General features: G+C 72.5%; 25 protein-coding genes and 2 pseudogenes. 13 read left to right on the top strand and 14 right to left on the bottom strand.

Going from position 1 to position 21,754, the window contains the following annotated elements; genetic code table 11:
- A pseudogene (locus tag ACFYNO_RS40485) lies at window positions 1-83 on the top strand (transposase); the annotation flags it as partial.
- A 7-nt stretch (window positions 84-90) separates the two neighbouring features.
- On the opposite strand, the gene ACFYNO_RS40490 reads toward ACFYNO_RS40485, so the two are convergent.
- Window positions 91-747, bottom strand: coding sequence for a TetR/AcrR family transcriptional regulator (locus ACFYNO_RS40490; RefSeq protein WP_388023604.1), 657 nt, complete (start codon window positions 745-747; stop codon window positions 91-93).
- Window positions 748-885: 138 nt separating this feature from the next.
- On the opposite strand from ACFYNO_RS40490, the gene ACFYNO_RS40495 reads away from it, so the two are divergent.
- A complete protein-coding gene (locus ACFYNO_RS40495; RefSeq protein WP_388023607.1) occupies window positions 886-1,854 on the top strand; it encodes an alpha/beta hydrolase in 969 nt (322 codons plus the stop codon).
- Here the strand turns inward: ACFYNO_RS40495 and ACFYNO_RS40500 are convergent.
- Entirely contained in the window at window positions 1,829-2,800 is a 972-nt protein-coding gene (locus ACFYNO_RS40500; RefSeq protein ID WP_388023610.1) for an Lrp/AsnC family transcriptional regulator, read from the bottom strand. The genes ACFYNO_RS40495 and ACFYNO_RS40500 overlap by 26 nt on opposite strands.
- Before the next feature lie 123 nt (window positions 2,801-2,923).
- Here ACFYNO_RS40500 and ACFYNO_RS40505 point away from each other — a divergent pair, with 123 nt between their 5' ends.
- Complete coding sequence (locus tag ACFYNO_RS40505) at window positions 2,924-4,414, top strand: FAD-dependent monooxygenase (protein ID WP_388023614.1); 1,491 nt, start codon at window positions 2,924-2,926, stop codon at window positions 4,412-4,414.
- A gap of 28 nt (window positions 4,415-4,442) precedes the next feature.
- On the opposite strand, the gene ACFYNO_RS40510 is transcribed toward ACFYNO_RS40505, so the two are convergent.
- Window positions 4,443-4,811 (bottom strand): hypothetical protein, encoded by a 369-nt coding sequence (locus tag ACFYNO_RS40510; protein WP_388023616.1) that lies wholly within the window; start codon window positions 4,809-4,811, stop codon window positions 4,443-4,445.
- Window positions 4,812-4,823: 12 nt separating this feature from the next.
- A complete protein-coding gene (locus tag ACFYNO_RS40515; protein WP_388023619.1) occupies window positions 4,824-5,717 on the bottom strand; it encodes an alpha/beta fold hydrolase in 894 nt (297 codons plus the stop codon).
- Between the two features lie 55 nt (window positions 5,718-5,772).
- Here ACFYNO_RS40515 and ACFYNO_RS40520 point away from each other — a divergent pair, with 55 nt between their 5' ends.
- From ACFYNO_RS40520 to ACFYNO_RS40530, 3 genes and pseudogenes are all read left to right on the top strand, one after another.
- On the top strand, window positions 5,773-6,372 hold the full coding sequence (locus tag ACFYNO_RS40520) for a TetR/AcrR family transcriptional regulator (protein WP_388023622.1): 600 nt from the start codon (window positions 5,773-5,775) through the stop codon (window positions 6,370-6,372).
- Window positions 6,373-6,936: 564 nt separating this feature from the next.
- Window positions 6,937-7,683, top strand: coding sequence for a Type 1 glutamine amidotransferase-like domain-containing protein (locus ACFYNO_RS40525; protein WP_388023623.1), 747 nt, complete (start codon window positions 6,937-6,939; stop codon window positions 7,681-7,683).
- A 10-nt stretch (window positions 7,684-7,693) separates the two neighbouring features.
- Window positions 7,694-8,355: pseudogene (locus ACFYNO_RS40530) on the top strand (class I SAM-dependent methyltransferase).
- A gap of 54 nt (window positions 8,356-8,409) precedes the next feature.
- Here ACFYNO_RS40530 and ACFYNO_RS40535 read toward each other — a convergent pair.
- The 6 genes from ACFYNO_RS40535 to ACFYNO_RS40560 all read right to left on the bottom strand — a co-directional run bounded on the left by ACFYNO_RS40535 (window position 8,410) and on the right by ACFYNO_RS40560 (window position 13,519).
- On the bottom strand, window positions 8,410-10,962 hold the full coding sequence (locus ACFYNO_RS40535) for a tetratricopeptide repeat protein (protein WP_388023625.1): 2,553 nt from the start codon (window positions 10,960-10,962) through the stop codon (window positions 8,410-8,412).
- Window positions 10,959-11,396: a hypothetical protein gene (locus ACFYNO_RS40540; RefSeq protein ID WP_388023626.1), complete on the bottom strand. Its 438-nt coding sequence runs from the start codon at window positions 11,394-11,396 to the stop codon at window positions 10,959-10,961. Before ACFYNO_RS40540 ends, ACFYNO_RS40535 begins: the two co-directional genes overlap by 4 nt.
- Before the next feature lie 111 nt (window positions 11,397-11,507).
- On the bottom strand, window positions 11,508-12,383 hold the full coding sequence (locus ACFYNO_RS40545) for an aldo/keto reductase (protein WP_388023629.1): 876 nt from the start codon (window positions 12,381-12,383) through the stop codon (window positions 11,508-11,510).
- Between the two features lie 71 nt (window positions 12,384-12,454).
- Window positions 12,455-12,703, bottom strand: coding sequence for a hypothetical protein (locus tag ACFYNO_RS40550; protein ID WP_388023632.1), 249 nt, complete (start codon window positions 12,701-12,703; stop codon window positions 12,455-12,457).
- Window positions 12,704-12,735: 32 nt separating this feature from the next.
- Window positions 12,736-13,242, bottom strand: coding sequence for an NUDIX domain-containing protein (locus tag ACFYNO_RS40555; RefSeq protein ID WP_388023635.1), 507 nt, complete (start codon window positions 13,240-13,242; stop codon window positions 12,736-12,738).
- A gap of 13 nt (window positions 13,243-13,255) precedes the next feature.
- The gene (locus ACFYNO_RS40560; RefSeq protein ID WP_388023638.1) at window positions 13,256-13,519 is read right to left on the bottom strand and encodes a hypothetical protein; all 264 of its coding nucleotides are present in this window, start codon (window positions 13,517-13,519) and stop codon (window positions 13,256-13,258) included.
- Between the two features lie 97 nt (window positions 13,520-13,616).
- Between ACFYNO_RS40560 and ACFYNO_RS40565 the strand changes: the two genes are divergently transcribed.
- The 3 genes from ACFYNO_RS40565 (at window position 13,617) to ACFYNO_RS40575 (ending at window position 14,909) form a co-directional block, all read left to right on the top strand.
- Window positions 13,617-14,447, top strand: a complete 831-nt coding sequence (locus ACFYNO_RS40565) for a Scr1 family TA system antitoxin-like transcriptional regulator (protein WP_388023641.1) — start codon at window positions 13,617-13,619, stop codon at window positions 14,445-14,447.
- Window positions 14,444-14,635, top strand: a complete 192-nt coding sequence (locus ACFYNO_RS40570; protein ID WP_388023644.1) for a DUF397 domain-containing protein — start codon at window positions 14,444-14,446, stop codon at window positions 14,633-14,635. The genes ACFYNO_RS40565 and ACFYNO_RS40570 overlap by 4 nt, the downstream gene beginning before the upstream one ends.
- A 79-nt stretch (window positions 14,636-14,714) precedes the next feature.
- Window positions 14,715-14,909, top strand: a complete 195-nt coding sequence (locus ACFYNO_RS40575) for a DUF397 domain-containing protein (protein WP_388023647.1) — start codon at window positions 14,715-14,717, stop codon at window positions 14,907-14,909.
- An 11-nt stretch (window positions 14,910-14,920) separates the two neighbouring features.
- Here the strand turns inward: ACFYNO_RS40575 and ACFYNO_RS40580 are convergent, their stop codons facing one another.
- Both ACFYNO_RS40580 and ACFYNO_RS40585 read right to left on the bottom strand, forming a co-directional pair.
- The gene (locus tag ACFYNO_RS40580; RefSeq protein ID WP_388023649.1) at window positions 14,921-15,370 is read right to left on the bottom strand and encodes an SSI family serine proteinase inhibitor; all 450 of its coding nucleotides are present in this window, start codon (window positions 15,368-15,370) and stop codon (window positions 14,921-14,923) included.
- A 255-nt stretch (window positions 15,371-15,625) separates the two neighbouring features.
- Window positions 15,626-16,840: an MFS transporter gene (locus ACFYNO_RS40585; protein WP_388023652.1), complete on the bottom strand. Its 1,215-nt coding sequence runs from the start codon at window positions 16,838-16,840 to the stop codon at window positions 15,626-15,628.
- 147 nt (window positions 16,841-16,987) lie between these two features.
- Between ACFYNO_RS40585 and ACFYNO_RS40590 the strand changes: the two genes are divergently transcribed.
- On the top strand, window positions 16,988-17,917 hold the full coding sequence (locus ACFYNO_RS40590; RefSeq protein WP_388023654.1) for a LysR family transcriptional regulator: 930 nt from the start codon (window positions 16,988-16,990) through the stop codon (window positions 17,915-17,917).
- Window positions 17,918-17,965: 48 nt separating this feature from the next.
- On the opposite strand, the gene ACFYNO_RS40595 is transcribed toward ACFYNO_RS40590, so the two are convergent.
- Window positions 17,966-18,667: a hypothetical protein gene (locus ACFYNO_RS40595; RefSeq protein ID WP_388023657.1), complete on the bottom strand. Its 702-nt coding sequence runs from the start codon at window positions 18,665-18,667 to the stop codon at window positions 17,966-17,968.
- A 189-nt stretch (window positions 18,668-18,856) separates the two neighbouring features.
- On the opposite strand from ACFYNO_RS40595, the gene ACFYNO_RS40600 reads away from it, so the two are divergent.
- Complete coding sequence (locus ACFYNO_RS40600) at window positions 18,857-19,393, top strand: GNAT family N-acetyltransferase (protein ID WP_388023660.1); 537 nt, start codon at window positions 18,857-18,859, stop codon at window positions 19,391-19,393.
- A gap of 42 nt (window positions 19,394-19,435) precedes the next feature.
- Here ACFYNO_RS40600 and ACFYNO_RS40605 read toward each other — a convergent pair whose 3' ends face one another.
- The gene (locus tag ACFYNO_RS40605) at window positions 19,436-20,911 is read right to left on the bottom strand and encodes a S41 family peptidase (RefSeq protein ID WP_388023663.1); all 1,476 of its coding nucleotides are present in this window, start codon (window positions 20,909-20,911) and stop codon (window positions 19,436-19,438) included.
- 209 nt (window positions 20,912-21,120) lie between these two features.
- Between ACFYNO_RS40605 and ACFYNO_RS40610 the strand changes: the two genes are divergently transcribed.
- Window positions 21,121-21,318: a hypothetical protein gene (locus tag ACFYNO_RS40610; RefSeq protein ID WP_388023665.1), complete on the top strand. Its 198-nt coding sequence runs from the start codon at window positions 21,121-21,123 to the stop codon at window positions 21,316-21,318.
- Window positions 21,318-21,754, top strand: a 437-nt coding sequence (locus ACFYNO_RS40615) for an FAD-dependent oxidoreductase (RefSeq protein ID WP_388023668.1), incomplete at its 3' end; no start/stop codon positions are given. The genes ACFYNO_RS40610 and ACFYNO_RS40615, both read left to right, overlap by 1 nt.

Genomic DNA, 21,754 nt, shown 5'->3' on the forward strand with positions numbered 1-21,754 from the left:
TCCGCCGCTACATCATCTGGCGGAACAAGCACGCCGCTGATCAGCGCCTACGCGAGGTCATCAGCAGGGCGAACGTTGCCTGATGCGGCACTAGCCGGGAATCCGCGCCGCGAGGTCGTTGAGGTGGGCCGTGAGGATGTCCGCGAAGGCGGCCTCGCGGTCCGCGCCCATCGGGCGGATCTCGCGGGCGAAGTGGGACAGGGCCGGGAAGTGGGCCGGGTCGGCGCCGAGGACGGCGACGCGGAACTGTTCGGTGCCCTGGGTGAACTCCGCGGGGGTGATGCTGCTCAGGCCGGCCTCGGAGGTGATCAGGGCGACGAGCAGGATCACCAGGCGGTGGTAGTGGACCGGGATCTCCTGGTCGGGGAGGCCGGAGGCGCGCAGGGCCTGGAGCATTTCCTCCATGGCCAGGCGGGAGCCGGCGCCGCCGGAGCCGTAGCGGCCCCAGATCGCGGCGAGTTGGGGCTGCTCGCCGAAGGCCTCGCGTAGGTGCAGGGCCAGGGCGGTGATGCGGTGCCGCCAGTCGCCGGTGGGGTGGTGGCCGGTCATGGTGGCGAGCAGGACCCGGTCGGCGACCGCGCGCAGGAGCTCGGTCTTGTTGCGGAAGTGCCGGTAGAGGCTGGAGGAGTCGGTCCCCAGCGCCGTGGCGAGCTTGCGCACGCTGAAGGACTCGGCGTCGCCCGTGCGCAGCAGGGTTGCGGCCGCCTCCAGGATCTCGTCGGTCGACCATCGCCTACGGCCAGTCATCTTGCTCCTCCCAGCTGCCTTTCGGGTTCAGCCTAGCTCATGCACTTGCTGTTGCACGCGGTGCGCGCATAATGGGGTGCAAGGCACTGTCCGAGCGCGATGACACCCGGCGACAGGCCGGGAGGGGGAGCACGGAACATGAGCGAGCTCAGCACGGCGGCACGCCCGCCGGAGCCGGACCTGGAGACGGTCACCACCGAGGAACTGCTCGTCTACCGCGAGGCGGAGAACCGCTTCCGGGCGTCCGCGGCGGCGCGGGCGGTGCTCGGCGAGCCGGACCCGGGGGCCCTGATCGAGTGGCAGGCGATCGCCCTGCCGGACCGTGAGGTCCCGGTCCGGGTCTACCGGCCGGCGCTCGCCGAGCCGGGCGCGGCGGCGCTGCCGCTGGTGGTCCACGTGCACGGCGGCGCCTTCGTCGGCACCGCCACCCAGTGCGACTGGACCAGCAGCCATCTCGCCGCCCGGCTGCCGGCGGTCGTCGTCTCGGTCGAGCACCGCCTGCTCGCCCCCGCCGACCTGATCCGGCACGCCGCCGACGACGGCTGGGAGGTGCTCGAGCACCTGGTGCGGCATGCCGAGCGGTGGGGCGTCGACCCGGCGCGGATCGCCGTCTTCGGCGAGAGCTTCGGTGGGCTGATCACCGCCCTGACGGCGCTGCGGGCGCGCTCCGCCGGACTGGAGTTGAGGGCGCAGGTCCTGGTCAACCCCGTGGTCGACGTGACGGAGACAATGGCCGACTATCCGTCAGTCGTGGAGTTCGGCCACAGCCCGAGCCCTGTCCTGCCCGTGCTGCGGTTCATCCAGCGCCACGCGGTGCCGGCGGGCGGCGATGCCCGGGCGCTGTCGCCGCTGTACGCGGAGGAGCTGGGCGGGCTGGCTCCGGCGCTGCTCGTGGTGCCCACGCAGGACGCGGTCGCCGACCACGGACGCCGCTACGCCGAGGAGTTGAGGGCGGCGGGCACGCCGGTGCGGCTCTCCGAGTACCCGGGCGCGAAGCACGCCTTCCTCACCCTGCCCGGTGTGGAGCCGCAGGCCGTGGCCGCGCAGGCGGAGATTCTGCGGTTCCTGGCGGAGGCGCTGGTCACAGCCGGTTCGCCGCCTGCTTGACGGTGCGGATCACCGGCGCCGTCTCGATGTGGGTGATGGCGGGCAGGGCGGCGACCCGGGTGGTCAGGTAGCGGTAGAGCGCCCGCTGGTCCGAACAGACCACGCTGGCATAGAGGTTGGTGGTGCCCGTGGTGGCGGCCGCGAAGGCGATCTCCGGGTGCGCGGCCAGGGCGTGCCCGGCCTGCGTGAGGTGGGCGGGCGCGACGGAGAGCCAGAGCAGGGTGCGGGCGGTGAGGCCGAACATCCGCCAGTCGACGTCGAGTTCGAGGTAGAGCACGCCCTGCTCGCGCAGTTCGGCCATCCGGCGCCGGACCGTGGTCGGGGACCAGCCCGTCGCGGACGCCAACTCCTCGAAGCCGGCCCGCCCGTCGGCGGCCAGCAGGGCGAGGAGCCGGCGGTCGCCGTCGTCGAGCCGGGCCGTGGTGGTGACGGCCGGCGGCCGGGGCGGGCGCAGGCGTTCCACGGACTCCCGGTCCAGGGCACCGAGTTTGCCGATCAGGCTGTCCGGCCCGCCGTAGAAGGCGTGCAGCACGGAGTGCGCGGTCACGCGCTCCACGCGCGGGGTGCGGGGGAGGGTGGTGAGCAGCAGGGCCTCGCTGTCCGCCGCGCTCTCGGTGCGGACCACGCAGGTGATCTCGGTGCCGCCGGAACTGAGGCTCACCCAGGAGGTGTCGGGCCGCCGGGCCAGCGCCTCGGCGACCGGCAGCGAGGCGGCGGGCGTGCAGCGCACCCGGACCATCCAGAGGACGGCGCCGAGCACGGTCGGGTCCACGCCGCCCACCACGCGCACCGCCCCGGCCGACCGCAGCCGGGCGTAGCGGCGGGCGACGGTGCGGTCCGAGACGCCCAGCACCTCGGCGATGGTGCTGAACGGCGCCCGCCCGTCGAGCTGCAGGGCGTGCACGAGCCGGCGGTCCAGGTCGTCGTAGCGGGAGTCGGATTCCACTGGCCCGAGGGTAGGAGGTGTCGGATTCCGACGCAATCGGGACTGTCGATGGCTCGGGGAGGCCGGTGGGCGGAGCGTGGGTGGCGTCGCGATCGACAGAGCGAGCAACCCGAGGAGAAACCCATGGACACCACCGACGTCCTCATCGTCGGCGCCGGACCGACCGGCATGACGCTGGCCAACGAACTGCTGCTGGCCGGGGTTTCGACCGTGCTGGCCGACCGGCTCACGGAGCGCGGCGAACTGTCCAAGGCGGGCGGCGTGCAGGCCCGCACCCTGGAGGCGCTGGACCAGCGCGGCTTGCTGGAGCCGCTGCTGGCCACCGGCGAACACCCCTCCGCCGTCGGCCACTTCGCCGGCATCCCGCTCCCGTCGCAGGCCGAGCGGCGCCGGCTGTCGTGGCGGTCGGTGCCGCAGGTGGTGATCGAGGAGTTCTTCGAGCGGCACCTGGAGACCGCCTACGGGGTCCGGGTCCGGCGCGGCCGGGAACTGATCGGGCTCGACCAGGACGGCGAGGGCGTGACGGCCATGTTTGCGGACGGCAGCGCCCTCCGCTCCCGCCACCTGGTCGCCGCCGACGGCGCTCACAGCACCGTGCGCTCGCTTCTGAAGGCTGAATTCCCTGGCGAGCCAGGAAGGTTGACGATCGTCGCGGCCGATGTGCGACTCGGCGGCGAGGAGCCGGCCACCTCGCACACCTGGAAGGAGGACGGGCACTGGGCGGCGCTCTTCCCGATCGGGACGGACGCGCAGGGCCGGCCGCTGCGCCGGCTGGTGCTCGGCGGACCGGGCCGCTCACTGCCGCGCGAGACCCCGGTCGGCGAGGCCGAGATCCGCGAGGGGCTGGACACGGTCTTCGGCACCCGGCTGGAACTGCTGGAGCTGCGCTACGCCCGCCGGATCACCAACGCCTCCCGGCAGGTCGCGCAGTACCGGCACGGGCGGGTGTTCCTGGCGGGCGACGCCGCGCACGTCCATCTCCCGCTCGGCGCCCAGGGCATGAACACCGGCATGCAGGACGCGCTCAACCTCGGCTGGAAGCTCGCCGCCGCCGTGCACGGCTGGGCGCAGCCGCAGCTGCTCGACAGCTACCACGCGGAACGGCACCCGGCCGGGGCCGCCGTGCTGCGCAACGTCCGGGCGCAGAGCCTGCTGATGGACTGGTCCGGGACGCGCGATCCGGAGGTGCTGGCGACCCGGGACATCTTCCGGGAGCTGACCCGGATCCCCGCCGTGCAGGCGCAGTTGGCCGACCTGATGTCCGGCATGGCGCTGCGCTACCCGGTCCCGGGCGCCGAGGCCCACCCGCTGGTCGGCCTGCCCGCGCCCGACCTGCCGCTCGGCCCCTCGCGGCTGCACGAACTGCTGCGCTCCGGGCGCGGCGTGCTGGTGGACCCGGAGGATGCGTTCGCCGAGGTCGCCGCTCCCTGGGCGGACCGGGTGGACCGGGTGGGACGGGCGGGACTCCTGGGACAGGAGGGTCAGGGTGAGCCGATGCTGGTCCGCCCGGACGGCTACGTCTGCTGGGCGGGCGACGCCAAGGGCGCGGACGGCGCCGCCGAGAACGGCGACCCGGCGGCGGCGCTGCGGCACTGGTTCGGCGAGCCGCGCTGAGCAGTCGTCCTAGGTGGCGCCGTGCCGCTCACCACTGGAGCCGGTCGGGCGAGGGGAAGGTGGTGATCGGCTCGTCCGACCAGAAGTAGATCTCCAGCAGGGAGAGGTACCCGCCGGAGACGAAGACCATGGCGCCGCCGATCGGCTCACCGGCGGCGTCGAGCACGGTGGCCTCGGCGGCGGGCGTGGCGGTGCCGGCGGGCGCGGGCGGGACGGCGTCCGGGTCGGGGACGGCGACGTCGATGCTCGGGCAGGGGCACCCGCAGCGCCCGGTGACGCGCAGGTGCGGGATCTGCGCGCGCAGGGCCCGGAAGGCGGGGGTGTCCTCCCGGAGCAGGGCTTCCAGGAGGACGACCGCCTCACGGGGAAGGGGTTCGTCGGGCGCGCGGGTGTCCATGGGGTGAGCCGATCACCTTGGAGGACGGTCGGTCAATCGGTTTGCCGATGGGTGGCCGTGGAGGATGCGGTCCGCCACCAGGGCCGGCTGGTCGGTCGGCAGTGCGTGGCCGGCGTCGGGCACGATCTCCACCCGGGCCGAGGGCACGAGCGCGGCGAGGCGGGCGGCGACCTCGCGCGAGTCGTGCATGGCGCTGCGCCCGCCGAGCAGGAAGAGCGCGGGGACGGTCAGGCGGCGCAGCTCCTCGTCGGAGAAGACCGGCGGCGCCGGCAGCGCGCGGCGGAAGCCGACCGAGGCGCGCATCAGGCGCATCAGCTCGCTCTCCAGGATCGCGCTGTTGCCGACCAGGCGCGCCAGCCCCGGCCGCAGCGGGCGCGGCGCGGCCGAGGCGAGACCGCCGGCGATCAGCCAGGCGTAGAACCGCAGGCCGTAGTCGGCGAGGCCGGCCGGGTCCACCAGGGTGAGAGAGGCCGCCCGTCCGGGGTGGTGCAGGTGGTGGCTGAAGGCCAGCCAGCCGCCGTACGAGCAGCCGACCAGGTGCGCGGCCGGCAGCTCCAGCGCGGCGAGGAGTTCGTCCAGCCAGGCGGCGCCGTCCCGGCCGTCCGCGATCGGGGCGGTCTGCACGCTGGCGCCGGGCTCGCCGACGGTGTCGACGGCGTAGACCGGGCGGTGGCGGGTCAGCGCCTCGATGTACCGGTGCCACATCAATGCGTTCCCGCCGGAGCCGGGCAGCAGCACGATCGGCTCGCCGCCGGGCGGCCCGGCCCGGTAGACGCGCGTGGTGCCGAAGGCGGTCGGGAGGTCGAGCGCGATGCGCTCCGTCGGCCACAGCTCCGCGAGCGCGCGCTCGTAGGCGGCTCGGAACCGGTCCTCGGCGCGGGCGTTCTTGAACTGGCTGATTCGCATGATACATGTGTACCACGGCATGATACGGGTGTACCACGAGAGGGAGGTCGAGCGCGTGCAGGTCGATCACGAGGAACGCCGGCGCCAGATCGCCGAGGCGCTGCTGCGCATCGCCGACACCCAGGGACTCCAGTCGGCGAGCATGCGCGCGGTCGCCGCGGAGGCCGGCGTCTCGCTGCGCCTGGTGCAGTACTACTTCGAGACCAAGCAGGGCCTGCTGCTGGACGCGCTGGCCCGGCTCGGCGCCCAGTTGCAGGCCCGGATGGAACGCTGGATCACCGCCGCGGGCTCCCCGCCCACCCCGCGCGGCACCGTGACGGCCGTGCTGTCGTGCATCCTGCCCACCGACCCGGAGAGCCGCCGGATCACCAGGACCTACGCCGCCTACTACGCGCTGGTGCTGAGCGACCCCGACACCCTGGAGAAGCACGGCGCGGCGCAGCCGGCGCTGCTGGAGGGCTTCCTCGCGAAGCAGATCCGCGCGGCCCAGGAGGCGGGGGAGGTCGCGGCGGAGCGCGATGCGCAGACGGCGGCCGCCGGGTTGCTGGCGATGGTCAACGGGCTGGGGTCGAGCGTGCTGGGCGGGCAGCGGAGCGGGGAGGAGGCGGTGGGGATCCTGGAGCGGCACTTGGGGGAGCTGTTCTCGGCGCGCTGATGTGAGCTGACCCTCGCTCACCGATCCCGCCTCGTGGGCCGGCGGTTCCATAGGTGGCCGGGGACGCCGATCCGCGCCACGACCTCGGGCGATGCGGTTCGTTTCGTCGACCCAGAGACAAGAGACTGAAGACGCTTCATGCTGGGGGGGAGTTGAGGGTCGAGATCCTGGGGGACAGCGTGACTGGCGCCAAATTCGACGATTCCGAGTCGCGAGCGCGGCAGAGTGCGCGAGGGCGAGGCGAGGGCCGATCGCGAGCGTGGGACGGCGACGCGGACCACCCCGCTCGAGTCAGCGCTCGCGCCGTGATCATCGCTGCCACGATCACTGCCACGGGCGCCATCATCGCCGCGCTGATCAGCGCGAAGGGGTGATCGGGCGGGCCACGATCGCCCGCACGATCGGGCCGTGAGCCCCTGGGCGGAAGCCGCTGACCGTTCCGTGGCCGTAGCGGGCCTCGGCTGTCCGTGGCATGGGGCAGGATGGCGCCGAGGTCGGCCGGTGGGCCGTGCCTTGAGCTTCCGTCCCAGGAACAGTCCAGGAAAACCAGGAAGGCACCGTCCCGTGAAAGCCCTTCTCACCTCCTCCGGTATCAAGAACCCCACCATCGAGTCCGCCCTGGTGGACCTGCTGGGCAAGCCGATCGCCGAGGCCAACGCCCTGATCATCCCCGCCGCGATCCACCCCTTCCCCGGCGGCCCGTACATGGCCTGGAAGGCGGTCACCGGCAAGGGCGCGTCCCCGCTGGCCGATCTGGGGTGGAAGAACCTCGGACTCCTGGAGCTCACGGCGCTGCCGCACATCGAGGAGTCCGCCTGGGTGCCGACCGTGCGGGAGGCGGACGCCCTTCTGGTCTGGGGCGGCGACCCGCTCTTCCTGGCCACCTGGCTGCGCCGCTCCGGCCTGGCCGCGCTGTTCCCGAGCCTGCGGGCCGAGGCGGTGTACGTCGGGGTGAGCGCGGGGAGCATCGCCACCGCCGGCACCTTCGTGGAGACCTACACCGAGCCGCCCCTCGGCCAGACCGAACCCCTGAAGTCGGAGCCGGTCACCTTCACCACGCCCGATGGCGACGTGGAGCGCCTCCTGGTGACCGGGCAGGGAGTCGGCCTGGTCGACTTCGCGGTCATTCCGCACCTCGAGAACCCGAACCACCCCGACGCCTCGCTCCCGAACGCGGAGAAGTGGGCCTCCCACATCCCCGTGCCCACCTATGCGCTCGACGAGCACAGTGCGATCAAGGTGGTCGACGGCGCGGTGGAGGTCGTGTCGGAGGGGCAGCAGTGGAAGCTCTTCAACCCGACGCGCGGGTAGCGGGCGCCAGGTGACGGGGAATCAGGAGGAGACCAGGGCCGCCTACGACGGGGTCGTCGAGCTCTACGCCTCGCTGTTCGCGAACCGGCTGGAGGAGCAGCCGTTCGGGCGGGCGATGATCGGGACGTTCGCCGAGCTGGTGCGGGCCTCCGGTCGGCGGCAGGTGGCGGACGTCGGGTGCGGGCCGGGGCATCTGACGGCGATGCTGGACGAGTTGGGGCTGGACGCCTTCGGGGTCGACCTCTCGCCGGGGCTGGTCGAGCACGCGCGGCGGGCCCATCCGGGGCTGCGGTTCGAGGTCGGGCGGATGGAGGCGCTGCCGGTTGCGGACGGGCGCTCGGCGGGGTGCTGGCGCACTACTCGCTGATCCACACGCCGCCCGGCGATCTGCCGGGCGTGGTGGCGGAGTTGGCGCGCGTGCTGGCGCCCGGCGGGCTGTTGCTGGTGTCGTTCTTCGGGACGGACGGGCCGGAGCCGGTCTGGTTCGACCACAAGGTGACGCCCGCCTACAGCTGGCCGGCCGACCGCCTCGCCGGGCTGCTGGCGGACGCCGGGCTGACATCCTTCGCCCGGCTGTTGCACGACCCGGCCTCGGAGCGGGGGTTCCTCGACGCGCACCTGTTGGCCCGCGCCGGCGTGCCGGCCCCCGCCCCGGTCCGCGCTACGCCGTGAGCAGCTGCCAGGTTCTCCGCGAGGGCGCAGCCATGCTGTGATCGGACCGACCGCCTACCAGAACAGTCGTCGGAACAGCGATCTCCGTTCCGCAGGCCGCCGGTAGGCGGCCAGGTTGTTCTGGGCGTTCAAGGTGTCTGGGTGGTCGACGCCCAGCAGCCGTTTCCGGGCCTGGACGACCGCCTCGTTCAGGGCGATCGCCTCGGACGTCCGTCCTGCCGACTGGTAGGAGGTGGCCAGGTGGAGGCGGGCGTTCAAGGTGTCGGGGTGCTCGGTTCCGAGCAGCCGTTCCTGGGCCTGGACGACCGCCTCGTTCAGGGCGATCGCCTCGGACGTCCGTCCTGCCGAGCGGTAGGAGACGGCCAGGTTGAGCCGGGCGACCAAGGTGTCGGGATGCTCGGCTCCGAGCAGCCGTTCCTGGGCCTCGACGACGGCCTCGATGAGAGTCGTCGCGTCGGCCTCGCGTCCCGTCGAGCGGTAGGAGATGGCCAGGTTGAGGCGGGCGATCAAGGTCTCGGGATGCTCGACGCCGAGGAGTCGCTCTCGGGCTTCGAGGACCGATTCCTCCAGGGTGATTGCCTCGGATGTCCGTCCTACCGACCAGTAGTAGACGGCCAGGTGGAGGCGGGCGGTCAAGGTGTCGGGATGCTCGGCTCCGGAGAGTCGTTCCCGGGCCTCGACCACCGCCTCGTCCAGGGCGATTGCCTCGGATGTCCGTCCAGCCGACCAGTAGCAGGCGGCCAGGTGGAGGCGGGCGGTCAAGGTGTCGGGATGGTCAACGCCCAGGAGCCGTTCCCGGGCCTCGACGATCGCCTTCATGAGAGTCGTCGCTTCGGCTTCGCGTCCCACCGACCACAAGAAGGCGGCGACGTGGTCGCGGCTGATCAAGGTGTCTGGGTGCTCAGGTCCGAGTACCCGGCTCCGCACCGTCAGCACGTCATCGAACAGGGCCGACGCCTCGGCTCTGCGGCCCGCCTCCCAGTACGATTCGGCCACGTCGCTGCGCGTGGTCAGAGTGTCGGGGTGCTCGGGCCCAAGTGTCCGGGCGCGCACCTCCAGTACCGCCTGGCGCAGGGCGAGCGCTTCGGCCGTGCGCCCCGCCGCCTGGAAGGATCGCGCGAGGTTGTTGCGGGCGGTCGAGGTGTCGGGGTGTTCCAGCCCGAGGACCTGCTCCTGGTGCCGGGCGATCCGTTCGTGCAACGGCGTTGCCCGGGCCAGCAGTTCGACCGCGCGCAGAATCGCGGCGGCGTGCTCGTACAGCGGCAGCGCGTGGGTGTCCAGCCCGGCCGGCGCGGTTTCCGCCAGGGCGATGACGTGGGGCATGCACAGCTGCCACACCGGGTCCCCGGCCGGGTCCGCGTCCGTGCCCTGCGGGTACAGCGCCCGCAACAGCAGGTCCTCGGCCTCTCGCCGGCCCCGAGGGGCGGTGTCGGGGCCGGCAGCGAGCAGTGACGGCGCGGAGCGCTCGCGCAGGACCAGTTGCAGCAGGCGGTGCACGCGCACGCTCTGATGTGCGGTGCTGATCAGGTTGTAGGACGCCAGCACCCCCAGGGCAGCGCGCAGGGCTGTCCCGGTGGGGAACAGCGGGGCGAGCAGTTCCTCGGGGCAGTTGTCCGGAGCGAGCCACGCCAAGGCGTACAGCACGTCGACCGCCGGTTCGCTGCGTTCGAGGACGGTGTCCAGGGAGATGTCCCAGATCCGGGCGATGGTGCGCTCGGGGTCGATCCCGGTGGCGGCCTCGCCCAGGAGCAGCCCGAGGTCGTTGAAGAATCCCGCGAAGGTGGAGTTGGTCTCGTGGATGGTGGCGCCGGCCTGTTCCAGGGCCAGCGGAAGGCAGCCCAGCACCTCCGCCAGCACTTGGGCGTCCGAGCGCTCCGCCGCTGTGGGAGGCCGGTCGTCCAGGGCGATGGCGCAGAGCAGGTCGGTCGCGTCGTGCTCGGTGAGCAGGGGCAGGGCCACCGCCCTGGCCACCGTCCAGCCGCGGGCGCGGCGGCTGGTGATCAGGCGGTGTCCGCCGGACAGGCCGCCCAGGTAGGGCTCGACGTGGCGCGGGTCGTCCACGTTGTCGAAGATCAGCAGCCAGCCGGGGTTCCACTGCAGCCAGGTCATCGCCCACGCGCAGCGCTCCTGCACACCGGCGTTCTGCACCCAGGAGGTCGGCGCCAGACGTGTCGCCAGTTCGCCCAGCGACGCCTCGATGAGGGCAGGGGAGTCGGCGGTGACCCACCACACCAGGCCGTAGTCCTTCGCGTGGACGGCCGCGTAGTGCAGGGCGATGGTGCTCTTGCCCAGGCCGCCCATGCCGTGCACCACGTACGACCGCGTCTCGCGCGCGCCGGCGCCGCCCGGTTCCAGGATCCGGGCCAGATCGCGCATCGCCTCCTGGCGTCCGGTGAAGTACCGGCTCACCGGGCGCGGCAGGTTGCTCAGGCCCGGCGGCGCCGACACCGTGCGCACCGACTCCCGGCCCGCCTCGGACAGCACCGACAGGTTGAAGCCGTTGCCGGTGGAGATGATGCCGTGGTTGGGGCCGGTGGCCACCGAGCGTTCGCCGAACGCCCCGGTGCCGCCGCCGAATCCGTCCGGGTCGAAGCCTCCGGCGGTCATGACGCGTGGCCCCCCGGACCGCCCGTGTTCCGGAAGCCGTCGCCGGTGCTGATGATCCCGTGGTTGGTCCGGGTGGCGACCGACCGCTCCCCGGCAGCGGTGATCGCGCCGGGGCCGGCGGCGCGAAGCCACTGGGCCAGTTCCGCGGCGAGTTCGGCGTCCTCGCGCAGGGCCCGCCTGATCTGCTGCCGGAGTGCGGCGGCCGCATCGGCGTCGCCGGGCTCGTCCACCGCCTCGCGCACGGCGGTCTGCAACGCCTCCTGCTCGGAGGCCCGCCCGCGGCGGAACACCCGCTGCACGATCCGCAGTCCGAGGTTCGCGGTGGCGCCCACCGCCGCGTCCTCCGCCCGGTGCAGCACTCCGTTCCCGTATGCGGCCAGAGCCGCGGTCACGTACGGCGCCACTTCCGCCAACTGAACGACCTCGCCCGCCATTGACGCTTCCTCCAGGCACGATGGGCACGATGTGCTGCCATGCTAGGAGGCCTTCGGTGCCGTTGTCGGGTAATCGGGGGACTCCTGTGCCGCCCGAGCGGTCCCGGGGCCTCAGAGGCGGAGTTGCCTCAGTTCTTCGGCGGAGAGCCGCAGTTCGCCCGCTGCCAGGTTCTCCGCGAGGTGCCGCGGGTCGCCGGTGCCGGGGATGGCGAGGACGTGGGCGCCTTGGTGGAGGGTCCAGGCCAGGCGGACTTGGGCGACGGAGGCGCCGTGGACGGCGGCGACGGCGCGGACGGCAGCGCCTGCGGAGGGCGTCGGTCCGGAGTCGCGGCCCGGGCCGGCGATGGCGGAGAACGGGACGTAGGCGATGCCGAGGTCGCCGCAGCGGCGGAGGAGGGCGTGCTCCTCGGCGGGGGCTTCGAGGCCGAAGGAGTTCTGGACGCTGACGACGGGCGCGATGGCGAGGGCCTGGGCGAGCTGGTCGGCGGTGACGTTGGAGATGCCCAGGTGCCGGATCAGCCCCGCCTCGCGCAGGGCGGCCAGGGCCTCGAAGTGGGCGCTGATCGAGCCGGTGCGGTTGCTCGGCGGGATGCGGAGGTTGACCAGGTCCAGGTGGTCGCGGCCCAGTTGGCGCAGGTTCTCCTCCACCTGGCCGCGCAGTTGGCCGGGGGAGGCCCACCACCAGGAACCCGAGGAGTCGCGGGCCGGCCCGACCTTGGTGGCGATGACGAGGCCGTCCGGGTAGGGCGAGAGGGCGTGGTTGATCAGCTCGTTGGCGGAGCGGGTCGCCGAGAAGTAGAAGGCGGCGGTGTCGATGTGGTCGACGCCGAGGTCAACGGCCCGCCGGAGGACGCCGATCGAGGTCGCGCGGTCGCGGGGGAGGCCGTGGTCGAAGGGTGCGGTGCCGGTCAGCCGCATCGCGCCGAGGCCGATGCGGTGGATGGGCAGGTCGCCGAGGAGCCAGGTGGGGGGAGTGGAGGAAGGCATGAAAAAAGCCTCCCCGGCCGGATGGTGACTTCGGGCTGAGGAGGCTTGCGTGTGAGGGAATTCTAGCAGGCTCAGGCGGCGAAGGGCTGGTGCGGGGGGTGGCCGGCCTCGGGGGCCGGGTGGTGGACAGCGGAGCGGAGAGCGGCGATGGCCTGCTGGTGCAGGGCTTTCATGATGCTGAGCTTGGCGTCGAGCTCGGCGACGGTGGCGTGCCCGTTGGCGAGGGCGTGGAGCTCGCGCCCGTTGGCGTAGAGCGCGGCGCGGGTGACGTCGAGGTCGATGGCGGCGGGGGTGGTGGCGGGGCGGACGGTGAGCTTCATTCGGGGTCCTCTCGCGGAGTGGTGAGGAGGTGTCAGGTCGCGGGCAGGCCGGCGACGGTGAGGGCGGCGGAGCTTCCGGTGAGCTTGGCCAGCGCCGCGTGGACGCGGTAGAGGTGGTGCGGCGCGGTGAGGTGGGCGAGGTCGGCGGTGGAGACCCACTCGTACCCCGCGACGTCCTCGCCGACCGGCCGGAGTTGGGCGGTCCGGGAGCGGCTGAGCTGGCGGACGAAGACGAAGCTGAAGCCCTCGGGCTCGGCACGCTCGGGTTTCGGGAGGGTGTAGTCGATCACCGCCAGGTCGGCGCCGGTGAGCGGGACGTCGAGGGCGAGTTGGCGCCGGGCATGGCGCCGGGTCGCGTGGTGCGGCGGCTCGCAGGGTTCGGCGTGGCCGCCCGGGAGCCAGAGCCGGGGCCGGGGCGAGGTGTCCAGGAGGAGGACGCGCTCGCCGTCCGGGTGGACGAGGACGAGCTGCCCGGAGATTCGGCGCTGCGGCTGGGTGGCGGGGAAGAAGGGGTGCTGGTCCCGGGCGTCCGTGGGCATGGTGAACACCCGGTCAGGAGGAGGCGAGCTGCACGGAGTTGGCGTCGCGCGGCTTGCTGCGCCTGACGGCGGGCTGCGCCGGGCGGGCGGGGAGGGGGTGCGGGACCGGGCGGAGGTTGGCGGGGGAGGTGGTCCACTCGACGCCGCCTTGGAGGGGGCGGAGGTAGGCCTCGCCGTCGAGGGTGTCCATGTAGAGGCCGTGGATGTTGTTGTTGCCGGCGTCGGCGACGAGCTCGCCACGGCGGGGCTGGTGCTGGGGAGCCGAGGGGATGGGCATGTGATTCCTCTCTGTAGTCATTTCGCTACTCAGGAGACTCACTTTGGCGTAGGGTCTCTTGCAGCTCAACTCTTCAGAGAGGGAAGTGGAGGGGCCTGTGAACAAGCTCGAACTCGACCCGGAGGCATCGCCGCGGGCCCGTTTCGGGGTCGAACTGCGGCTCTATAGAGAGCAGTTGGGTATGACCCAAGTCGAGTTCGGGACGCGCTTGGGTCGGTCGGGCTCGCTGATCTCGGCGGTGGAAACTGGTAGCAGATCTCCAACTCTACAATTTGCACGTAGAGTTGATCAGAAGTTCGATACGGGCAACCGATTCGCAGAGCTGTACTGGGACGTGCAGGCGAGTGCGATGCTCCACGGCTTCGCCGACTACGCCTCGCAGGAGGCCAGGGCGGTCGAGATCCGGGTTTTCGAGATCGGGATCATCCCGGGACTCCTGCAGACACAGGCCTACGCGGAGACGCTGGCTGCTGCCGCACTCGCGAGGGGTGCCATCACCCCAGCGCAGGCAGAGGAGCGCGTGGCGCTGGTGCTCGGGCGGCAGAGAATCTTTGAGCTGGTCCCGGCGCCACGTATCTATGTGATCTTGGATGAGAGTTGCATCCGACGACCGGTGGGTGATGCGGCAATATGGGGAGATCAACTCGATCAACTCGTAGCTCACGCCCAGCGGCCGAATGTGACGCTACAGGTTGCCCCGTTTTGCATCGGTGAGGCTCGGAGTCTCAATCTTCCGGTCTACCTGCTCGCGCTCCCGGATCGGTCGGTGGCCGCGTACTCGGAGAGCGCCCAACAGGGGTTCTTCGAGCGTGATCCCGACGCGGTGGCCCCGCTGCTCAGCGCATACCATCATCTCCAGGTAGAGGCGCTGCCACAGGCCCCTTCCGTTGAACTGATTCGCACTGCGCGGAAGGACGTCCACCCATGACTCCCGACTGGTTCAAGTCGAGCTACAGCGATAACGGCGGCGCGTGCATCGAGGTGGCCGCCAACGTGCCGACTGTTGTCCCGGTTCGCGACTCCAAGGACCCCGAGGGGCCGTCCCTCACCTTCTCGGCCGAGGGCTTCACTGCCTTCATCGCCGGCGTGAAGGGTGGCGTGTTCGGGGAAGCCTGAGCCCCCATCACCACGGAGCCCCGCCACTTCTTCCGCGAAGTGGCGGGGCTCCGGCGTTGCCGCGTCCTACCATCGAAGCATGAACAAGCCCGAGTGGTTCAAGTCCAGCTTCAGCAGCAATGGTGGTGAGTGCATCGAGGTTGCCGCCAACCTGCCGGGTGTCGTCCCGGTTCGTGACTCCAAGGACCCCGAGGGGCCGTCCCTCACCTTCTCGGCCGAGGGCTTCGACGCCTTCATCGCCGGCGTGAAGTCCGAGGACCTCCACCAGCTCTGACACGCTTCCGCTCAGAACTGGAACACGTCACCCGTCGTCTTCGCCAGGTACGACGCGTTCTGGAACGTCTGCGAGTAGTTCACCGCAGTGTTGCCCCAGTTCCCCGTCGCCGTGACGCTGACCGGCGCGTCCCCGGCGAGCGGCATCCAGGTCGGGTGCACGGCCAGCTTGGTGAAGTCGCCGCCGACCGCGTTCAGCTCCTGGCAGGCGGCGTCCGCGTTGGTCACGGTGCCGTTGCCCGACACGTACACCTGGCCGTACACGTTGATCCCGCGCACGCAGTTCAGCGAAGCGGTGGTGGTCACACCGGTGGTGTCATCCGTCTTCGCCAGCTGTAGCGAGCCCAGCAGAACCGGCGTGGTGACCCGCGCGGGCGCGGCCTGCGCCGCGCCGGTGGCGAGGGTGAGGGTGGCCAGGGCGGCGGCGATGGTGGTGGAAGCCGCGACGATGCTCTTGCGCATGGTGGTGCCTTTCGGTCGCCCCGGGCATGTGGGACGACGACTCGATGAGAACCGGGAAAGGTCAAGGAACACTGCGAAAAGTTGCAGGCAGGCAGACGCGCACGGCGCGTCGATGCCCGTGGTGAGGTGCTGCGGAAGCCGGTGCCTTCGCGGCCCTGGACGGCTAGGGCGACCCGTTCACTTCCATAAACAGAATAACACACCAAGATCGTTAAGTGATCAACATCTCGCAGAGGAAGCGACCCTGACGCCCAGTCAGCTCATCACGCCTGCCGGAACGGCCTGCCGCCCACGCGGCAGCAGCAGCGGCGACGCGAGGATCAGCACCCCCGCCACCACCAGCGTCGTCCGGGGCCCGGTGACATCGGCGAGCAGCCCGCCCAGCGCCGTACAGACGGCGATCGCGGCCTGGGAGCCGATCGACCAGGCCGACAGCGTGCGCGCGACCAGGTGCTTCGGCGTCCGTTCGAGCCGGTAGGTGGCGAGCACCGGGCTGTACAGGCTCATGTTGACGATGATCGCCAGCTCGACCGCCATCACCGTCAGCAGCCCGACCACCCCCGGCCCGACGAAGGCCAGCCCGATCAGCCAGACCGCGCGCAGCGTGCCGACCACCCGGAACACCCAGTCCCGCCCGTAGCGGGCCAGCACCCGCCGGGCCAGCCGGGAGCCGATCAGCCCGCCCAGGCAGGGCGCGGCGAAGGCGAGCCCGTACTGCCACGGGGGAAAGCGGAGCTGCCGGAGCAGCAGCACGGCCAGCACCGGTTCGGTGGCCATGATCAGCCCCGACACCGCCATGTTGTTGAGGTAGAGCCCGCGCAGCCCGGAGTCGCCCAGGATGTGCCGCCAGCCGTCCAGCAGCGAGCCGCTGCGTGCCGTATCCCGGCGGCCGCCGACGGCCGGCGCCTCCTCCCGCCCGCCGATCGCCGTGATCCCCAGCGCCGACAGCAGGTAGCTGAGCGAGTCCGCCACCACCGTGGTGACCGGGCCGAGGATGCCGATCGCCGCGCCGCCCAGCGGCGGGCCGATCGCGATCGAGCTCCAGTTGGTGGACTCGAAGCGGGCGTTCGCCACCAGCAGGTCCTCCGCCGGCACCAGGCCCTTGAGGAAGGCGCCGCTCGCCGCGTTGAACGCGATCTTGGCCGCCGCGACCACCGCCGAGACCACCAGCAGCTGCGCGAAGGAGAGCCACCCCAGCCCGTAGGCGACCGGGATCGAGCCGACGGCGGCGAACCGGACCAGGTCCATCCCGATCATCACCGGCCGCTTGCGCCGGAACTCCACCCACGGCGCGAGCGGCACCGCGATCAGCGCGCCCACCGCCGGGCCCACCGCCGAGAGCGCCGAGACCTGCGCCGGACCGGCGTGCAGCACCAGCACGGCGAGCAGCGGCAGCGCCCCGAACCCGAGCCCCGAGCCGTACGCGCTCACCGCGTACGCTGCCCACAGCCAGCCGAACCGACGGCCCAACCGCCTCCTGCCCACGGTGCTCCTCCGACCCTCTCCCGTACAAACAAGCGTTGACCCGGGAGAGCAAACCCGAGCGGCCATCCGCTGGTCAAACAACCGGTCCGCCCTCGCGCCACAACCATCCGTTGTTCAGTAGGGTGGCTCGCCATGGACCTCGAAGCCGTACGCACCTATGTCGCCGCTGCCGAGGCGGGCCAGTTCCAGAAGGCCGCCACCGACCTGGCGATCACCCAGCAGGCGGTCTCCAAGCGGATCGCCGCGCTGGAGCGCGAGCTGGGTGTGCGGCTCTTCACCCGGACGTCGCGCGGCGCCGAGCCGACCATCGACGGGCAGGCGTTCCTGCCGCACGCGCGCGAGCTGCTGCGGGTCGCGGACCGGGCGGTCGGATCGGTGCGGGCCGGGCGGCGGCCGCTGCGGGTGGACGTGATCAACTCGCGCGGGGCGGCCTCCGGACTGCTGCGCGGGTTCCACCGGGCGCATCCGGAGATCGAGCTGGACGTGGTGATGCTGCTCGACATCGAGACCGCCGTCGCCGCCATCCGCTCCGGAACGGTGGACGCCTCGTTCCGCGCCGTCGCCGCGCCCGGCCGGCCGTTCCCGGAGGACTTCGCCTCCGCCCGGGTGCTGGACGAGCCGCTGCACCTGCTCACCGGCCCCGGGCACGCGCTGGCGGGCGCCCGGTCGGTGACCGTCGCGCAGCTGGTCGGGCACCGGATCTGGATGCCCGGGATCGTGCCCGGCAGCGAGTGGGCCGCCTACTACGAGGACCTGGTCGCCGAGTTCGGCCTCACCATCGAGGCGACCGGCCCGAACTTCGGCTCGGACGCCCTGCTCGACACCATCGCGGACACCCCGGCGCTGGCCACCTTCATGAGCGAGGGGACCAGGCTGGTCTGGCCTGCCGGGCACGGGCTGCGCCGGATCCCGGTGACCGACCCGGTGCCCGTGTACCCGCACTCGCTGCTCTGGCACCGCGACAACCCGCACCCGGCGCTGGCCACGCTGCGGGCCCACCTCGCGGCGACGCCGGGCGGGGTGCCGCACGGCTGGTCGCCGGGGTGGGTGCTGCCGAGTTGACGGGCCGTCGGGCCGTCAGTCCGGCAGGCCCGTCGGTCCGGCGGCCGGTCAGCCTTCGCGGGCCAGCCAGCCGCGCCAGGTGCGCGAGGTGTTCGGCAGCTCGGGCCGCTCCAGCAGCCAGCGGACGTAGCCCGCGTGGGTGCGGGCCCAGGGGGAGTCGGCCTCGGCGACGCGGTCCAGCCGGGCGCGCAGCTCCGGGCCGTCGACGGCCCGGGCCACCCGGACGTACTCGCGGTCCTTGCAGCGGTAGGCGCGGCTGACGACCAGTTCGACCAGGTCGGTCAGCTTGGCCCGGACGACCGGCCCCGGGCTGGTCTGGGCCAGGGCGCGGATCAGGCGCTGCTTGGTGCCCCACGCTTTCGCGTGCGTCGTCCACTCCTGGGGGAAGCGGGCCTCCCACTCCAGGAAGAGCAGCGCGTAGGGGAGGCCCGACCAGGTGCCCAGGTTCCGCGGGGCGGGGTGGGACCAGAGGGCCTCGGGCAGCGAGTGGCGCTGGGCCTGGAGGTAGACCCGGCGGGCCCGCAGCAGGCCGGGCTCCCGCATCTGCTCCTCGCGGCCCAGCGGGAGAGTCACCCGCCACATCTCGTTGTACCTGCTCAGCGCGTCCGTCACGGTCGCGCGTGCTTCGGCCAGCCGGGCGGCGGCCACGGCCCGGTCCGCCGGGTCGTCGGCTATCAGCCCGAACGCCCAGCCCAGTCGCTCCTTCCACGCGTCGGCATTGTCCGTTCCCGTACCTGCGTGCTCAGCCACGCTGGTGATCATCCCCCGGTGCGGGCAGGGCATTCCACCGGATTCGGGTGGCGCGCGGCTGTCGGCGGGCCGGCCGGTCGACGTCGACGGCGGGCGGTCCGGACCACGCGAACCGGCGCCGCACGACGCCTGCCGGGGGCGGCACAAATCGGGTTGCCGGGACTTGATCGTCTCGGGTAGGAAGCTCGTATGCTGACGGGTAGTAAGGTCGGGCTCCGGGCCCGGCACGACGAGGACATTCCGATCCTTCTGGACGAGCTCTACAACGACTCGGTCAACGGCTCCCGGGCCGAGGGCTCGCCCTGGAAGCCGCTGACACCCGGGACGAAGGACCCGCGGCTGGTGGTCGACGACAGCCGGACGGAGCTGGTCCAGTTCTCGATCGTGGAGCTGGCGGGCAACTCGCTCATCGGCGCCGCGAGCTTCTGGGGCATCGACACCCACAACCGCACCGCGCACATCGGCCTGGGTCTGCGCCCGTCCGCCCGCGGCAAGGGCTACGGGACGGACGTGGTCGCGGTGCTCTGTCACTACGGCTTCACCATCCGCGGCCTCCACCGGATCCAGATCGAGACGCTGGTGGACAACCACGCGATGCTGACCGCCGCCGAGCGCAACGGCTTCACCCGCGAGGGCGTGCTGCGGCGCTCGGCGTGGGTGCTCGGGGAGTTCATGGACGAGGTGCTGCTCGGCCTGCTCGCCGAGGAGTGGCAGCAGCGCGGTTAGCCGGTCTCCTCGGCGGGCATCCCGTGCTGTTCGGGTGGTGCCTCAGTTGGGGCTGCCGCCCCGGCTCTGGCCGCCCGCCAGGACCTGCCGGGCCAGCAGCAGGGCCGGATCGCGGTGCTGGGCGAGGTCGGTGTCGGTGAGGGTGGCCAGCGGCAGGTCCGGGGGGATGCCGGCGCCGTCGAAGGTGCGGCCGGTGCGGGTGCGGTACTCCTCGTTGGGGAGGACGGCCATCCAGGAGTCGGAGAGCTTGCGGGTCAGCACGTCGGAGAAGACGCCCTGGGTGTTCTCGCCGATCCGGGTCACCGCCGGCTGACGGCCCATCAGGGCCTGGGTGAAGGTCTCGCCGGCGCTGACCGTGCTGCCGCTGGTCAGCACGGTGACCGGGCCGAGGAAGCGGGCGGTGCCGGCGGCGGGCTGGACGGGGATGCGGTCGGGCGGGGTGAAACGGGTCGGATCGTCGGGGCAGTCGCGGGCCACCTTGGTGTAGGCGGTGTAGGGGTGGTCGGTGAGGCGGGCGGCGATCCGCAGGCCCAGCTCGTCGGACCCGCCGCCGTTGAGCCGGAGGTCGAGCACCAGGCCGCTCAGCTCCTGCGGGTGGCCGGGGGTGCCGAGCAGGACGTCCAGGGCGCGGTCCAGCTCGGCGGCCTGCTGCTGGTACGTGCCGTCGGGGACGTAGCCGTCGAAGGAGCCGACCCGCAGGTAGCCGATCCGCCCGGGGAGCCGGCCGACGCCGAGCTTGCCCTGGGCGAACTGCTGCTCGGGGGCGGTGAGCTGCTGCGCCACCGCCGCCTGGGCCGCCGCGCGCAGCTCGGGGGTGGCCGGCCGGGTGCCGGGGCGCAGGCCGAAGTAGACCGGGCTGCCCTGGAAGACCAGGGCGGTATGGGCGTCGTCGAGCGGGCGGATCATGTCGGTCAGGATCTGCTGCAGCTGGGCGTCGGTGGTGGCGGCGGTGACCTGCGGGCGGTACCGGGCGCGCACCGCCGGCCAGTCGATTCCCTTGGCGGCGAAGAACGGGTAGTTCTCCGCGAAGGTGGCCCAGAAGCGGTCGAAGACGGCCACCGGCCCCTGGTCGGCCGGCGCCAGGCAGCGCGCGGGCAGGGCGGGGATGCGGATCAGGCGCTGGATGCCCGCCGCGTCATCGGCTTTCAGCACCGCGCGGGCCGGGCCGCGCGGAGTGATCGTCAGACCGTCCGGCCCGCTGGTGAAGCGGAGGGCGCCGCCGGGCTGCGGCGGGCCGGAGCTGGTGGCGGTCAGGTAGCCGGGGAGGCAGCTGACGGTGGTGGTGTCGTAGGAGGTGAGCACGCCCTGGTGGACGGTGAGCAGGGTGCCGTAGCCGTCCAGCTGCCAGGTGCCGTCGAGGGCGGTAGTGGTGTCAGTGGCGGTGTCGGTGGTGGTGTCGGTGCTCGTGGCGGCGGAGGCGGGCGTGCTGGTGAAGGGGGGGAGCACGCCGAGGGCGAGCGCCCCGATGGCGGCCGCACGCAGCGCGCCGGGCCTGCGGTGCCGGTGGATCGTACGCATGGGTGTCTCCCGTCGGGGTCGATGGTTCGACTACTGAGGAAACGGTATGCCGAGCGGGCTGATGGTTCGTCAACCCACGGGTGGAGATCGGGATCGGGGTCGTTCTCGGGGATCTCCACCCATGGGTTGATCTGCGACTCAGGGGCGCGCGGCATGCTGATCCGCAGGCGGGACCGGACGGTCCGGCGACCTCGGAAGGAGGCGGCAGGATGAGCGGGATCGACGTGGCGGTGGTCGGCGGCGGAGCCGTCCGGCTGCATTTCGCCGACGGGCGGACGGCCACGGCGGGCCTGCTGGTGGGCGCCGACGGCGTCAACTCCGTCGTGCGGCAGCGGCTGCTGCCGGCCCCGCTGGAGGAGGGGAGCTGGCACCGTTCGCGCGCCTCTCGCCCGCCCCCGACTACCTGATGTGGTCACTGGCCGGCCCCGAGGACCGGTTCGGCCTCCCGCCCGGGCGGCTGGCCGAGCTCGACCCGGCCGGGCTGCACGGCGTGGTGCGGCGGGCGATCCGTGGCTGGGACCCGGCCCTGCGCGAACTCGTCGCGCTGGCCGAGGTGCCGGACACCTTCCTGCTCCGGGTCCGCTCGGCCGCACCGGTGGAGCCGTGGGAGCCGGGCCGCGTCACCGTGCTGGGCGACGCCATCCACGCGATGAGCCCGGCCAGGGGCTCGGGCGCGAACACCGCCCTGCAGGACGCGGCCCTGCTCGGCCGCCGTGGGCGCCGCCCCGGGGGGGGGCCCCGCGGCCCCCCCCCCCCGGGGGCGCGGGGTGGGGGGCGGGGGTTTACCGCGCGTAGGCACAACCAAAGCCCCGGTGGCCCGATAAAAATCCCAAAGCCCCCGCG

This window comes from Kitasatospora sp. NPDC006697 (genome assembly GCF_042869935.1).
Taxonomy (GTDB): Bacteria; Actinomycetota; Actinomycetes; order Streptomycetales; family Streptomycetaceae; genus Kitasatospora.

Coding starts and splice junctions, on each gene's coding strand:
- ACFYNO_RS40545 (WP_388023629.1), bottom strand. CDS start 12,383: ATGCCTTCCTCCACTCCCCCCACCTGGCTCCTCGGCGACCTGCCCATC.
- ACFYNO_RS40580 (WP_388023649.1), bottom strand. CDS start 15,370: ATGCGCAAGAGCATCGTCGCGGCTTCCACCACCATCGCCGCCGCCCTG.
- ACFYNO_RS40575 (WP_388023647.1), top strand. CDS start 14,715: ATGAACAAGCCCGAGTGGTTCAAGTCCAGCTTCAGCAGCAATGGTGGT.
- ACFYNO_RS40560 (WP_388023638.1), bottom strand. CDS start 13,519: ATGCCCATCCCCTCGGCTCCCCAGCACCAGCCCCGCCGTGGCGAGCTC.
- ACFYNO_RS40535 (WP_388023625.1), bottom strand. CDS start 10,962: ATGACCGCCGGAGGCTTCGACCCGGACGGATTCGGCGGCGGCACCGGG.
- ACFYNO_RS40600 (WP_388023660.1), top strand. CDS start 18,857: ATGCTGACGGGTAGTAAGGTCGGGCTCCGGGCCCGGCACGACGAGGAC.
- ACFYNO_RS40550 (WP_388023632.1), bottom strand. CDS start 12,703: ATGAAGCTCACCGTCCGCCCCGCCACCACCCCCGCCGCCATCGACCTC.
- ACFYNO_RS40610 (WP_388023665.1), top strand. CDS start 21,121: ATGAGCGGGATCGACGTGGCGGTGGTCGGCGGCGGAGCCGTCCGGCTG.
- ACFYNO_RS40495 (WP_388023607.1), top strand. CDS start 886: ATGAGCGAGCTCAGCACGGCGGCACGCCCGCCGGAGCCGGACCTGGAG.
- ACFYNO_RS40605 (WP_388023663.1), bottom strand. CDS start 20,911: ATGCGTACGATCCACCGGCACCGCAGGCCCGGCGCGCTGCGTGCGGCC.
- ACFYNO_RS40510 (WP_388023616.1), bottom strand. CDS start 4,811: ATGGACACCCGCGCGCCCGACGAACCCCTTCCCCGTGAGGCGGTCGTC.
- ACFYNO_RS40570 (WP_388023644.1), top strand. CDS start 14,444: ATGACTCCCGACTGGTTCAAGTCGAGCTACAGCGATAACGGCGGCGCG.
- ACFYNO_RS40515 (WP_388023619.1), bottom strand. CDS start 5,717: ATGCGAATCAGCCAGTTCAAGAACGCCCGCGCCGAGGACCGGTTCCGA.
- ACFYNO_RS40590 (WP_388023654.1), top strand. CDS start 16,988: ATGGACCTCGAAGCCGTACGCACCTATGTCGCCGCTGCCGAGGCGGGC.
- ACFYNO_RS40540 (WP_388023626.1), bottom strand. CDS start 11,396: ATGGCGGGCGAGGTCGTTCAGTTGGCGGAAGTGGCGCCGTACGTGACC.
- ACFYNO_RS40490 (WP_388023604.1), bottom strand. CDS start 747: ATGACTGGCCGTAGGCGATGGTCGACCGACGAGATCCTGGAGGCGGCC.
- ACFYNO_RS40505 (WP_388023614.1), top strand. CDS start 2,924: ATGGACACCACCGACGTCCTCATCGTCGGCGCCGGACCGACCGGCATG.
- ACFYNO_RS40555 (WP_388023635.1), bottom strand. CDS start 13,242: ATGCCCACGGACGCCCGGGACCAGCACCCCTTCTTCCCCGCCACCCAG.